Here is a 12,805-nt window from a genome sequence, read left to right as displayed (position 1 = left end):
TCTCATTTCTTCAGACTATGCTGTATTTACTTTCTGACAAACTCAGCAATATAGAATCCATCACTGTCATCCACTCCTGGAAGGAACTGTCGTTCTCTTACCAGTTCAAACTCCGGATACTGCTCTGCAAACCACGCTGCGTTCTCCTGATTCTCTGCCCTATGGATCGTACAGGTGCTGTATAACAGCTTACCGCCGGACTTGACATAGCGGTGTACCACAGACAGGATCTCTCTCTGCAAATGAACCAGTTCTTCCTGTGTATCCGGATTCATTTTATATTTCAGATCCGTCTTTTTACCAAGTACACCAAGTCCCGAACACGGCAGATCCGCGATCAGAATGTCTGCCTTCTTCTCAGATGCTTCGTCGTATACCGTTGCATCCTGACACACAGCTTCTATATTATCTATGCCTATACGCGCAATATTATCACGGATCAGGTCTACCTTGTACGGCGTCAGATCCCTCGCTTCTACATGTCCCTTTCCTGTAAGCTTATCTGCCAGATGCAACGACTTGCCGCCCGGTGCTGCACACACATCGATAATATACTCGTCCTCTTTCGGATCTGCCCATTCTGCCACTTCCATAGAACTGATATCCTGAACTTGGAAATGTCCCGCTCTGAAGCTTTTCAATGCTCCCAGATAATCATATCCACTGATAAACAGTGCACTGTCGACGGTATCACACAGGCGTACTTTCACGCCTTCCTTCTTCAATTCTTCCGCAAGCTCATCTCTGCTTATCTGGCTCAGATTGCATCGGATCGTTGTTGGACGTTCAGCCAGAAATGCCTGCAGCATCTTCTCTACCATCTCACAATCATAATTCTTCAGCCATTCGGTAATGATCCATTCCGGCATTGAGTACATTACGGACAGCCACTTTACCGTATCTGACTTATCCGGATACTTCACACTGTCCAGGTTACGGCTGATATTGCGCAGCACGCCATTGACAAATCCTTTTAATCCGGAAAATCCTCTCTTACCAGCCAGCTTCACTGCCTCATTACAGACAGCTGAATCAGGAACGCTGTCCATATACTTCAGCTGATAGACTGCGCTCCTGATAATCGTCCGGATCACCGGTTTCATTTTATTGACTTTTGTCTTGGAGAACTGGTTAATAATGTAATCCAGTTCTATCATACGTTCTAATGTACCCTCGGTTACTCTCGTAATAAATGCCCGCTCCGATTTATCCAGATACTGGTAATTCTCCAGCACATTCCGAAGGGCAATATGACTATACTCTCCATCTCTGGTTACCGCCAGAAGGATCTCAAGTATCAGTTCCCGGTCATTTACTGTATTTCCCATATATACTCCTTTTGTAACTGTTCAGGCTCTTAATCATTGCGTCTTCCGCCAGTCAGAATAAGAATTCTGAGCAGCTGTAAGATTGCAGATGCTGTTCCTGCCACATAAGTCAGTGCTGCCGCCGTCAGTACCTTACGCACATCGGATACCTCTGGTTCATAGAGCATTCCCGTACTGCCAAGCAGATGCAGTGCTCTTCTGGATGCATTAAATTCTACCGGAAGAGTCACAATCTGAAACAGTACCGCCAGTGAAAACGCAAGAATACCAAGATTCAGTAATGTCACTGACATATGATTGTTAAAGATCAGTCCCAGAATGATCAATGGCCATGCAATACCGCTTCCAAAACTTGCTACTGGTGCCAGTGTGCTTCGGATAGAAAGCGGCACATATCCCCTTGCATGCTGTAATGCGTGACCGCACTCATGCGCTGCAACTCCAATAGCCGCAACAGATGTAGACTGCCATGTAGCATCTGACAGACGCAGTACTTTATTTCTCGGATCATAATGATCTGTCAGATTGCCGGATACATGCTCTACACGCACATCATAGATTCCCTGGCTGTGCAGAATACGCTCCGCAGCTTCTCTTCCGGTCATTCCATTGTGGCTGCGCACTCTGGAATACTTCTGAAATGTACGGTTCATCTTAGACGATGCTGCCATGCAGATTACCACACCGATCAGCACCAGTATATACGTAGGATCCATATAATAATAAAACATTGTTCTTACCCCCTGTAATGCGTTTTCCTTATTATAGTCGAAAAACAGGCCAATAACCTGTTTTTCACACTTTTTTTACAATGTTTCGCCTATTTTTATCTGATTACCCCGCAGAAATGCATCGGTATCCATTCTTTTCTTGCCTGGAAGCTGCAGACTCAGTATCTTCAGCATCCCTTTTCCGGTCTGCACTGCAAATGTCTTCTTATCCACTTCTGCAACTGTACCCGGTGCCTGTCCTGACTCTTTATCCAGAACCTCAGCCTCCCAGATCTTCATAGTCTTATCACTCCATGAAGTATATGCGCTTGGCCATGGATTCAGTCCACGAATCAGCCGCTCGATCTCTACCGCAGGCTTTGTCCAGTCGATATCTCCCATCTTCTTATTCAGCTGCTTCGCATAATCCGTACCGGTCTCGCCCTGTTTCGTGCGAACTGCAGTACCGTCTTCCACCGCCTTTAACGTCTCCACACACAGCTTTGCTCCGGCCTCTGCCAGCTTATCATGTAAAGAACCACCAGTTTCTTTCTCATCCAGCACGATTTCCGTCTTCATGATCATATCACCGGTATCCAGTCCCTCATCCATCTGCATAGTTGTCACGCCACTGACCGGTTCACCATTGATCACCGCCCACTGGATCGGTGCTGCGCCGCGATAATCCGGAAGCAGTGAAGCATGTACATTAATACAGCCATACTTTGTCATATCCAGGATCTCTTTTGGTAAAATCTGTCCAAATGCGATAACTACCATCACATCTGCCGGATATTTCTTTAATTCTTCCACACATTCTGCATTGCGAATCCGCTGTGGCTGATACACCGGAATATCGTGTGCGAGTGCCGCCTCTTTTACCGGGGAGTACTGCATCTCCTTACCGCGTCCTCTCGGCTTGTCCGGCTGTGTTACTGCCAGTACAATCTCATGCCCTGCTTCTATAAGTGCTTCCAGTGTTCCCACCGAAAAATCCGGCGTTCCCATGAAAATAACTCTCATTCTTAGTCCTCCTCGTACTCCACATCATGGATGCCATCTTTTGCGAGTTCCACATAGAGATGTCCATCCAGATGATCGATCTCATGACAGAATGCTCTTGCAAGCAATTCTTCTCCTTCCAGTTCGATCGGCTCCATATCTTCATTAAATGCTTTGACTTTTACATGATTCGGACGTGTTACAATGCCAGATTTGCCAGGAACGCTTAAGCATCCCTCTTCTCCTGTCTGTTCTCCGGACTCCTCAACGATCTCCGGATTCACCAGAACGATCGGTCCTTCGCCTATGTCAATTACAACAATACGTTTAAGAATGCCCACCTGTGGTGCTGCCAGTCCAACTCCTCCTGCATCGTACATTGTATCCAGCATGTCGTGGATCAATAACTTGGTACGAAGTGTCATCTTAGTCACTTCCTTGCAGGTCTTATTCAGAACCCCGTCTCCCATCACGCGTATGTCTCTCAGTGCCATTTATTGTTCTCCTTTCACAGATCCGGTCACCAGAACCGAACCACTTAAAATATATTCATCGGATTAAAATCAAACTGAATTCTCAGTGTCTGAAACCCGGAATTAACCTTAATATAACGTTCCAGCTGATTTTTCACTCTTATCAGCATACCATATTTCGGACATTTTAGATAGAGAATCTTTCGGTAAATGTCACTGACCTTACCGACATACGGTACTGCCGGACCGATTACTTCCAGATAATTGCCACCACTCCGCTCAGCATAAGCCTTCAGATATTCTGCCGCTGTATTCAGAAGGTTCTCCTCTTCTCCCATCATAAGCACTGCCAGCATATTCTCCACCGGTGGATATCCCATCCGGTCACGAAATTCCAGTTCTTCCCGATAAAACGCCTGATAATCCTGCTTTGCCGCTGTTTTAATGCTGTAGTGCTCCGGATCATAAGTCTGGATCACTACTTCACCCGGCGCACTTCCTCTTCCCGCACGACCAGCTGCCTGCACAAGCAGCTGGAATGTACGCTCCCCGGATCTGTAATCTGAAGAATATAACGACATATCTGCTGCCAGCACTCCCACCAGCGTCACTGCCGGAAAATCATGTCCCTTCACGATCATCTGCGTACCAACCAGAATATCTGCTTCGCCATCCGCAAATGCAGATAATATTCTTTCATGACCATCTTTATTCTTCGTCGTATCCATATCCATTCGCAGGACTCTGGCTTCCGGAAATTCCCGTTTCACCAGATCCTCGATCTGCTGAGTTCCTGCCTTGAATCCGCCCACATGACGAGATCCACAGGATGGGCATACTTTTATCATCGGTTCTTCATAACCGCAGTAATGGCAGAGCAGCTTGCCATTCCGATGTGCTGACAATGACACATCACAATGTGGACATTTCACCACATATCCACAGGAACGACAGGATACAAATCCTGCATAGCCTCTCCGGTTGATGAACAACATCGTCTGCTGCCCCTTTTCCAGCCGGTCTCTGATCTTCTCTCGGAGCAGATCACTGAAGATTGACCGGTTACCATGTGCCAGTTCTTCCCGCATATCCGTCGTATGTACTGTCGGGAGCGGCCTGTTTCCCACTCGCTCCTTCAGTTCTATCAGACGATATTCCCGCATTTGGCACCGGTAATAGCTTTCCATAGACGGTGTGGCCGAACCCAGTACCACACTTGCATGTTCCATCTCCGCTCTTGCGATCGCCGTCTCTCTGGCATGGTATCTCGGTACCTGTTCACTCTTATAACTGTTCTCATGTTCCTCGTCAATAACGATCAATCCCAGATTCGGAAATGGGGTAAAGAGTGCAGATCTCGGCCCGATCATCACATCCAGCTCACCATTTGCTGCCCGCTGCATCTGATCGTACCGCTCACCCGCCGACATCCGGGAATGCATCACCGACACACGGGCACCAAATATCTGATAAAAGCGCATCACCGTCTGCCAGGTCAGCGCAATCTCCGGTATGAGTACGATCGCCTGTCGGCCCTCTGCTGCCACCGTCCGGATCATTTCCATATATACTTCCGTCTTGCCGCTCCCGGTCACTCCGTGTATCAAGTAAGTGCCATAATCCCCAGCCAGATATTCCCTCTGAAATTGTTCAATTGCCTGCTGCTGTTCCGGCGTATACCGGATCGGCACGTTCTGTTCCCGCTTCTGGATCTTTGGGTTCCGGTATTCCCGTTCAGACTCCACCTTCAACACGCCCTGCTCTTCCAGCGCACGCACTACCGATGCGGTCACATGAAGCTTCTTCACTGCCAGACCGTAATCCATTTCCGGACTGTCTAAAAGTGCCGCAAGTACCCTGGCTCTTGCCTTCTGATTCTTCTCCAGATACCGTTCAAGTCTCTCTTTTCCTTCCTGCTCTGTAAGACACAGACGCAGGGTACGTTTCGTCCGCTCCTGTTCCTTTTTCTTGATTGGAAGTACCGTCTTTAATGCCTGGATCATAGTACCGCCATAAGCTTCCTTCATCCATGCTGCCAGACGTACCAGTCTGGATTCAATTGCCATGCCCTTTTCATCAATCTCAAGAATCGGCTTAATCTTCTCCGGCGCATAGTCCGGTTTCTCAGAAAATCCAACTACATATCCACGAATCTTTCGATCACCTTTTCCAAATGACACGATTACTTCCGAACCAATACACAGACGATCCTTCAGCGTATCTGGTATCCGATACTGAAATACTTTATCTAGTTTTTCATGTGTAATATCTACAATAACATCTGCATACATTCTCTCACCAGCTCTTTATCATCCATCGGATAACGGATGCCCCGTATCTCCTGATAATTCTCATGTCCTTTCCCCGCGATCAGGATCATATCTCCTGACTGCGCATGTTCGATTGCATAATAAACTGCTTCTTTCCTGTCTGCAATCATTGTATAATAAACATTTGTTTTTAACAAACCTATTTCTATCTCTTTCATAATAGCTTCCGGATCTTCGTATCTTGGATTATCTGTCGTCACGATCACCTGATCCGCATATCTCCCAGCCGTCTCTCCCATCGCCATCCTTCTGGATTTTGACCGGTTGCCGCCACATCCAAAGATGACAACAATTCTCTTCGGCTGATAATTCCGTAATGTCTTCAGACTATTCTTCAGACTCATAGCATTATGAGCATAATCCACCAGAATTCTATATCCTGTCAATATCGGAAGTTTTATCTGCTCCATCCGTCCCGGAACCTGCACTGTCCGCAAGGCCTCAAAGATCACTGCATCCGACACTCCCATTTCTTTCAACACTGCCATTGCAGCAAGCCCATTGGATATATTATACTGTCCCGGCATGGATAATGTAAGTCTTCCCGACATATTCCCACTCACATTACAGGTTATTCCAAGTTCTTCCTGCAAATTAATATACTCAATCTGCTCTGCAACGTAATCTGCCATCTGCGTATTCTGTCCATCACATTCCCCATCTCTTACCATATAACGGACCTTTCTACAAAGGGTCTGCGCCCACACTTCCTCCAGAAGCACATCATTCTGGTTGCCGGCTGCGAACTCTGTCTGTAAAAACAATTTACGCTTACATTCCAGATACTCCTGCATATCCGCATGTTCTCCCGGTCCAATATGGTCCTCTCCCAGATTGGTAAATACCGTTGCCGTAAAATGAATTCCTTCTACCCGATGCATCTTTAATGCCTGAGAAGACACTTCCATCACCACTGAATCACATCCAGCATCTGCCATAATCCGGAGATACTGCTGAAGCTCAGGTGATTCCGGCGTGGTATGAGTCTCTGCCTGAACTCTCCCTGTCTCTGCGCCATCAGCATCAACTTCGATCGTCCCTATCAATCCTGTTTTATGTCCTGCCTGTCTAAGACCTTCCCGTATCATGTAGGTAGTGGTCGTCTTTCCTTTCGTCCCGGTCACACCTATGATCTGCATTTCTTTTGCAGGATAACGATAAAATGCTGCTGCTATCTCTGCCAGTGCAATACGCGTATCCAGGACTGCTATCACTGCAATCTGCTCTGGCAGCCGGTCTTTTTTCCAATCATATGATTGCTGTACAACTATCGCAACTGCTCCTCGCCTTACAGCTTCTTCGATATAATCATGCCCATCTGTCCGATATCCTTTGATACATACAAACATACTGCCGGACTTTGTTTTTCTGGAATCATATGCGATCTCCATCACAACCGTCTCTGTTGTTCCCTGTATAACTCGATATTCAACTCCTGAAATCAATTCCTTTATGCGAATACTCATTTCCGTACATCCCACAACTTCCTTGCTATCATCTTATGCCGAAAGCCTTGTATGGTAACAAAAGAGGCAGATTACTCTGCCTCTTTTATCCGTATTCACATCTACATTAGTTCATATGTGTTGCGATAGAATCTAATTTCTCCATATCACTCTCATTAATAGAGTATACATGATCACCATCTGAATTCTCTTCATAAGTAACATTGAGTGTCACTGTCTGTGGATCATAAGTCTGTGCCTGATTGATACTTTCCTGTACAGCCTCATTAAAGACTGCCATATAACCACTTTCATCTACGCCATTTGCCACTGCTTCCTGAAGCTTGTTCGTGAAGATTGTCTGCAGATTATCCAGAAGACCTACCGGAGTAATCTCTACATCTACAGTAAAATTATCATTGTCATCTTTGACTGCGTCTTTTACTGTCCAGGTAATCTTCTTATATCCATCTTCAATCATAGCAACATATGCCGCAATCTCATCGTCTGTTGCAGTCAGTCCGGACTGAGCCAGAGCATCTTTGGCAACCTGAATATTATTATCTTCCAGCTCTTTCTTAATATCCTCTTCGCTCTCGCCTACATCCTCCGCATGTGCCGCATATTCTCCATGATAGGTTGCGTCCAGCACACCCTCCACATAACCTTTTGCGTCAAAATCCTCTTCTTCTCCGCAGGCTGCAAGTGAAAATACCATCACTCCAGCTAATAACGCTGCTACCAGTTTCTTCATGATACATGTTCTCCTTTCGCTCATTCCGCATTTATGATTTACGCCATCGGCATTAAATCCTTATTCTTTTGTAACTTTCTAATGTCTGCTGTCATACTCGGCCAGATAACGCTGTACATACTCTACGTCTGAAGGACAGTCCAGATATTCACAGCCATACTTCTGTCTGGTCTCAGCTCCTTTACCTGTAACCAGAAGAAGTGTCTTACCTTCTGCCGTCTCGATCGCATCCTTGATCGCCTCACCGCGGTCCTCAATCATCTTATACGGACAATTCTGGGCTTCTACATACTGCGCGATCTCTTTGGAAATATCTTCCACCGGTTCATATCCCGGATCCTCTGCCACTAAGTATACCATATTAGAATACTGACCGGCAATCGTTCCCAGATACTTTCTACGAAGAAGTGACTTCTTGCCAGGACATCCAAAGATAGCTACCAGTCCATAATCCGGAAATTCCTCTTTCATAGCCGAAAATAACTTTTCAAAGCTTAGCTTGTTATGTGCATAATCTACAATTGCCATGACCTCATGGTCCTTGCTGTGATAAAACTCCATACGTCCACTGGATCTTGCACGTCGAAGTCCAGAATGAATATATTCTGTCGGAATGCCAAGTTTCACAGATGCTGCAACTACGCCAAGCGCATTCTCCACATTAAAGAAGCCTGGCATGGTAAGTACAAATTCTTCATCAAATGCTTCACATTTTACCGAAAAATGAATATCTTTTCCCTCTTTATGAATATCATAAGCATAATAATCTGCGTCTGGATTCTTTGTGCTGAATGTCACGACCTCTCCGGCTGCTTTTGATGCTTCCAGAATCCGATCAATATAATCTGCGTCCAGATTCACAACTGCAGTCTTGGACTTCTCAAACATCTTCATCTTAGACTGGAAATAATCTTCAAAATCGGGATGTTCAATCGGACTAATATGATCTTCCGAAATATTCAAAAATACAGATACATCAAACTGCATCTCATCTACACGACCATACTTTAATGCCTGTGAAGAGATCTCCATCTCCGCATATTCAATGTTACAGTCCAACGCATTGCGCAGATGCATCTGTAACTCTACTGCCTCCGGTGTAGTAATATGTGATTCTACTTTTGATTTACCATCGTATATGTCGATTGTTGAGATCACGGCACTTTCCGGCTTGTCCTGTGCCGCCAGATAATCATCTACAACCGCTTTCATATAATATGTTGAAGTAGATTTGCCCTTTGTTCCGCCAAATCCGATCACTTCAAGATCTTCCCACGGCTTATTATAGAAGAAATTAGCAAGTACCGCCATTGCATCTCTGATACCCTTCACCAGAATATACGGTACTTCTTTTTCTAATTCATATTTCTTTTCACTGACGTAACATACTGCTCCCTGATTCATTGAATTCTTCAGGTACTCTGCCTTAAATGCAGCGCCCTTGCAGATAAAGAGCGTTCCCCGTGTAACTTCTCTGGAATCATAAGTAAGAAGTTCGATTTCTTCTCCGTCTTTTCCCTGCAGATCATATTCTGCAAGCATACCTTTTTCCTCCAGCAGCTTCACATATTCCCCAAGTGTATAATGCTTCATCTCTGCCATTTTTTTCCTCCTGTTAAAACAGATCTTTCTGCTTTATTACGTTATTCCACATACTCCGCTCCGGATCTGCGGATGGATTCTTCCACCAGTACATCCATTGCATCCAGGCAAATAGATGCCACTTCATGCTTACCCTTAAACACGGATAATTCTGTACATGCCAGGATGATCACATCGCATCCTTTGCGCATAAACTCACTGACCACACGATCAAATTTTGCACGGTCTCCGCTCTTCCCTGCCTTGATATCATCGTAGATCAGTGACATCACATCCGCCTGCCGTTCTGCTGATGGCTGTACAGGCGTCACCCCTGCTTTTCTACAGGCTTTGTGATAAATCTTAGAGCCGATTGTTCCATCTGTCGCCATGATTCCCACACGCTTCACATTGTCATACCTATGTACCGCATAGTTCACACTCTCCTGAATCATATTGATCACCGGAATCTTGACTGCATTCTGTATATGTTTATAAAAATAATGCGATGTATTACAGGTGATTGCAATATTCGATGCTCCCAACGTTTCCAGTGTTCTGGCATCATTACACAGCAGATTGATCAAATGTGTGTCATCTCCTGTACGGATCGCTTCTGTACGATCCGGCATGGACGCATGACTCAACAGCACCATATCGATGTGCTCCTGATCCTTTTCCGCTTTCGTATGTGCAATTACATTCTCGTAGAAATAACAGCTGGCCTCCGGTCCCATACCGCCTATGATCCCCAACATCTTTCTGTTCTTTAATTCTTCCATTTTATTCTTTAGATACCTCTAGTTATAATACGTGTCAAAGTACTTATACTGTTTCAGATGTGTTTTTACCATTCTAAGGAAACGGTTCATTCCAAGATCCCCCTTCTTAAATACAGGATTCACCATCTTGCCTTCCGATACCAGCTTCTTCATCTTCGCTACATATTCCGGATTCTTCACATGTTTATAAGCGACTCCCTTAGGAACAGTCATCCAGAGGTGTTCCTCTGTTGCTTCTTCATACGGAAGTTCGTTGTGATAAATATAATCTTCTACAAAATACTTCGCTACATTAAAGCCAGATCCGGTTACATAGTAATTACTTCTTCCCTGTCTGGTATTAATTTCAAAGAAACGATATGTGTTATCTCTCTGATCATATTTGATATCAAAATTAGAAAATCCCACATAATGCAGATCTTCCAGCAGATTCTTCACACGTCCCATCAGTTCCTTATTCGGCTCTGTAATGATAACCGCATGATTGCCCAAACCATGTGGTGTATGTTCTTCCAACAGCACATGACCCAGGCACATCATCTTCACCTTACCATCACGGTCTGAATAAGAAGTCAGCACACGCATATATTCATCATTACCCGGGATCATATCCTGAATAATAAGATCATCATCATAACCTGCGCCGTAAATCTCTTCAATTACCTTTTCAAGCTCTGCACGATCTTTGATCTTATATATCTTCTTCTGTGTCTCAAATGGGTGCTCCCAATATGCGATACTGTTCGATGGCTTTAAAATTACCGGATATGGATAATCACATGCAAAATCCAGTCCCATCTCACGCTTGTATACAATCGTCTTAGGATATGCTACACCATGTTTCTCACACAATTCATAGAAACGTTCCTTCTGCTGTAAACTATCCATCAGGTCAAAATCAATATATGGTGCAATTACATTAGCCGGAAGCTCATTCTTATGGCGGCTTGCAAGTGCCACATAGCTATCTCCACAGCCAATCAGAAGAATCTTCTTATCCTTATGTTCATTCGCGAAACGATTAATCCGCTTCATAAAATAATCGTCCGTATCGATTGCCTGATTCCCTTCATAAATCGTGATCTTACTCCTAAAACTCGGTCCGGTCTGATACTTACCGAATACATATGATTTCACCTGATATTGTTCATAAAATGCCCGTGCAACACTGTAAGTGTTAATATCCCCACCCAGCAACACCGGGATAAATTCTCTTTCTTTAAATTCCATAATTTATATATTCCCCTTTGTCGAAATACTGTCAGTTTATTATACTCCGTACCCTATCTGGTGTCAATCGAATGACCCTTCCTGGAATCCTTCTCCCACGACCTCATTAGACTCTACAATCATCGTAAATGCATCCGGATCGATTTCATGCACACGACGCTTGATCTGATACATTTCTTTATTATTACATGCACATAAAACGATATCCTTTTCTTTCAGCGAATATCCACCTACTCCCTTAACGATTGTCGCTCCTCTGCCACTGATCTTATCGATCGCATCTACAACTGCCTTGCCATGTTCCGTCACTACAAAAGTAAGTTTCCCTTTATAAATACCATACATGAAATGATCCATAACCGTTGAGATCAGAAACGTTACAATAATACCATATAACAACCCATCAATTTCATGGAAGACAATCAATGTACCCAACAAAATCGTCGTACTGTCAAAGATCATCGTAAGTACGCCAAGTGTCAGATGCGGACGAATCTTACGAATGGACACTGTGATGAAATCCTGACCTCCTGTTGAAGAATCCCGCATAAAGATCAACGCATATCCCAGACCACAGAGCACACCCATACACAATGCAGCAAGCAGTCTTTCTCCATCGTATACCGGAAACAATGGTGCCACATAGTCCATCAGCAATGATGAAATCACCATAGACTTGACCGAACGGAAGAAAAATCCCTTTCCTAAAAACTTATAACAGAATATGGATACCGGAATATTCAACAGAATTGTTCCTATACCAATTGGGAGTCCAAATACATGATATAAAATAATCGCAATACCCGAAAATCCTGCAACCGGGAAATTCGCATGCAAAGCAAAATTATAAATTCCCAGTGCTATCAGCATACCGCCGAGCAGATCAGCTCCTATATCAAGTACCCAGTCTTTTACCTTTGCATTCTCCATCATGTACCTCCTGCTCCATAATAATAAAAAACAGCCACAAACTATAAATCTAACTCATAAATCTATAATCCGCAACTGCTCTTTCCGCTATTCATTCTAGGCTTAATTTCACATATTGTCAAGGGTGTGGCACTTCTGCCTGGCCCTGAACGCAACAAAAAAGACTGCAAGTCTTTCAACTTACAGCCTCATCATATATACCTTCAAAACCGTATACAAGAAACTCTACATCTTCTTACC

General features: G+C 44.4%; 11 protein-coding genes. All 11 read right to left on the bottom strand.

What is annotated here, in order from left to right:
• Positions 1-26: 26 nt before the first annotated feature.
• The 11 genes from rsmB to DWZ93_RS09520 all read right to left on the bottom strand — a co-directional run bounded on the left by rsmB (position 27) and on the right by DWZ93_RS09520 (position 12,565).
• Positions 27-1,328, bottom strand: a complete 1,302-nt coding sequence (gene rsmB / locus DWZ93_RS09570; protein ID WP_118452758.1) for a 16S rRNA (cytosine(967)-C(5))-methyltransferase RsmB — start codon at positions 1,326-1,328, stop codon at positions 27-29.
• A gap of 29 nt (positions 1,329-1,357) precedes the next feature.
• Positions 1,358-2,059 carry a zinc metallopeptidase gene (locus DWZ93_RS09565; protein ID WP_118452757.1) on the bottom strand — a complete coding sequence of 234 codons (702 nt, stop codon included), beginning with the start codon at positions 2,057-2,059 and terminating at the stop codon, positions 1,358-1,360.
• A gap of 75 nt (positions 2,060-2,134) precedes the next feature.
• The gene (gene fmt, locus DWZ93_RS09560) at positions 2,135-3,061 is read right to left on the bottom strand and encodes a methionyl-tRNA formyltransferase (RefSeq protein ID WP_118452756.1); all 927 of its coding nucleotides are present in this window, start codon (positions 3,059-3,061) and stop codon (positions 2,135-2,137) included.
• A 2-nt stretch (positions 3,062-3,063) separates the two neighbouring features.
• Positions 3,064-3,534: a peptide deformylase gene (gene def / locus DWZ93_RS09555; RefSeq protein WP_118452755.1), complete on the bottom strand. Its 471-nt coding sequence runs from the start codon at positions 3,532-3,534 to the stop codon at positions 3,064-3,066.
• A 44-nt stretch (positions 3,535-3,578) separates the two neighbouring features.
• Positions 3,579-5,804 (bottom strand): replication restart helicase PriA, encoded by a 2,226-nt coding sequence (gene priA, locus DWZ93_RS09550; protein ID WP_118452754.1) that lies wholly within the window; start codon positions 5,802-5,804, stop codon positions 3,579-3,581.
• Positions 5,783-7,309: a UDP-N-acetylmuramoyl-L-alanyl-D-glutamate--2,6-diaminopimelate ligase gene (locus DWZ93_RS09545; protein ID WP_118452753.1), complete on the bottom strand. Its 1,527-nt coding sequence runs from the start codon at positions 7,307-7,309 to the stop codon at positions 5,783-5,785. Before DWZ93_RS09545 ends, priA begins: the two co-directional genes overlap by 22 nt.
• 106 nt (positions 7,310-7,415) lie before the next feature.
• Positions 7,416-8,042, bottom strand: coding sequence for a hypothetical protein (locus DWZ93_RS09540; protein ID WP_118452752.1), 627 nt, complete (start codon positions 8,040-8,042; stop codon positions 7,416-7,418).
• Between the two features lie 78 nt (positions 8,043-8,120).
• Complete coding sequence (locus tag DWZ93_RS09535) at positions 8,121-9,644, bottom strand: Mur ligase family protein (protein ID WP_243061256.1); 1,524 nt, start codon at positions 9,642-9,644, stop codon at positions 8,121-8,123.
• Between the two features lie 41 nt (positions 9,645-9,685).
• Positions 9,686-10,405: an aspartate/glutamate racemase family protein gene (locus DWZ93_RS09530; protein WP_118452751.1), complete on the bottom strand. Its 720-nt coding sequence runs from the start codon at positions 10,403-10,405 to the stop codon at positions 9,686-9,688.
• Between the two features lie 18 nt (positions 10,406-10,423).
• Entirely contained in the window at positions 10,424-11,635 is a 1,212-nt protein-coding gene (locus tag DWZ93_RS09525) for a carboxylate--amine ligase (protein ID WP_118452750.1), read from the bottom strand.
• A gap of 63 nt (positions 11,636-11,698) precedes the next feature.
• Complete coding sequence (locus DWZ93_RS09520; RefSeq protein WP_330421760.1) at positions 11,699-12,565, bottom strand: YitT family protein; 867 nt, start codon at positions 12,563-12,565, stop codon at positions 11,699-11,701.
• Positions 12,566-12,805 lie beyond the last annotated feature (240 nt).

Origin of the sequence: Dorea sp. AF36-15AT (genome assembly GCF_003477705.1) — a bacterium.
Taxonomy (GTDB): Bacteria; Bacillota; Clostridia; order Lachnospirales; family Lachnospiraceae; genus Claveliimonas; species Claveliimonas ammoniilytica.
This window is presented reverse-complemented; position numbering and strand designations above follow the sequence as displayed.

Excerpts from the sequence above, each read along its gene's own strand:
- DWZ93_RS09535 (WP_243061256.1), bottom strand. The coding sequence starts at position 9,644 with ATGGCAGAGATGAAGCATTATACACTTGGGGAATATGTGAAGCTGCTG.
- DWZ93_RS09540 (WP_118452752.1), bottom strand. The coding sequence starts at position 8,042 with ATGAAGAAACTGGTAGCAGCGTTATTAGCTGGAGTGATGGTATTTTCA.
- fmt (WP_118452756.1), bottom strand. The coding sequence starts at position 3,061 with ATGAGAGTTATTTTCATGGGAACGCCGGATTTTTCGGTGGGAACACTG.
- priA (WP_118452754.1), bottom strand. The coding sequence starts at position 5,804 with ATGTATGCAGATGTTATTGTAGATATTACACATGAAAAACTAGATAAA.
- DWZ93_RS09525 (WP_118452750.1), bottom strand. The coding sequence starts at position 11,635 with ATGGAATTTAAAGAAAGAGAATTTATCCCGGTGTTGCTGGGTGGGGAT.
- DWZ93_RS09545 (WP_118452753.1), bottom strand. The coding sequence starts at position 7,309 with ATGAGTATTCGCATAAAGGAATTGATTTCAGGAGTTGAATATCGAGTT.
- rsmB (WP_118452758.1), bottom strand. The coding sequence starts at position 1,328 with ATGGGAAATACAGTAAATGACCGGGAACTGATACTTGAGATCCTTCTG.
- DWZ93_RS09520 (WP_330421760.1), bottom strand. The coding sequence starts at position 12,565 with ATGGAGAATGCAAAGGTAAAAGACTGGGTACTTGATATAGGAGCTGAT.
- DWZ93_RS09530 (WP_118452751.1), bottom strand. The coding sequence starts at position 10,405 with ATGGAAGAATTAAAGAACAGAAAGATGTTGGGGATCATAGGCGGTATG.
- DWZ93_RS09565 (WP_118452757.1), bottom strand. The coding sequence starts at position 2,059 with ATGTTTTATTATTATATGGATCCTACGTATATACTGGTGCTGATCGGT.
- def (WP_118452755.1), bottom strand. The coding sequence starts at position 3,534 with ATGGCACTGAGAGACATACGCGTGATGGGAGACGGGGTTCTGAATAAG.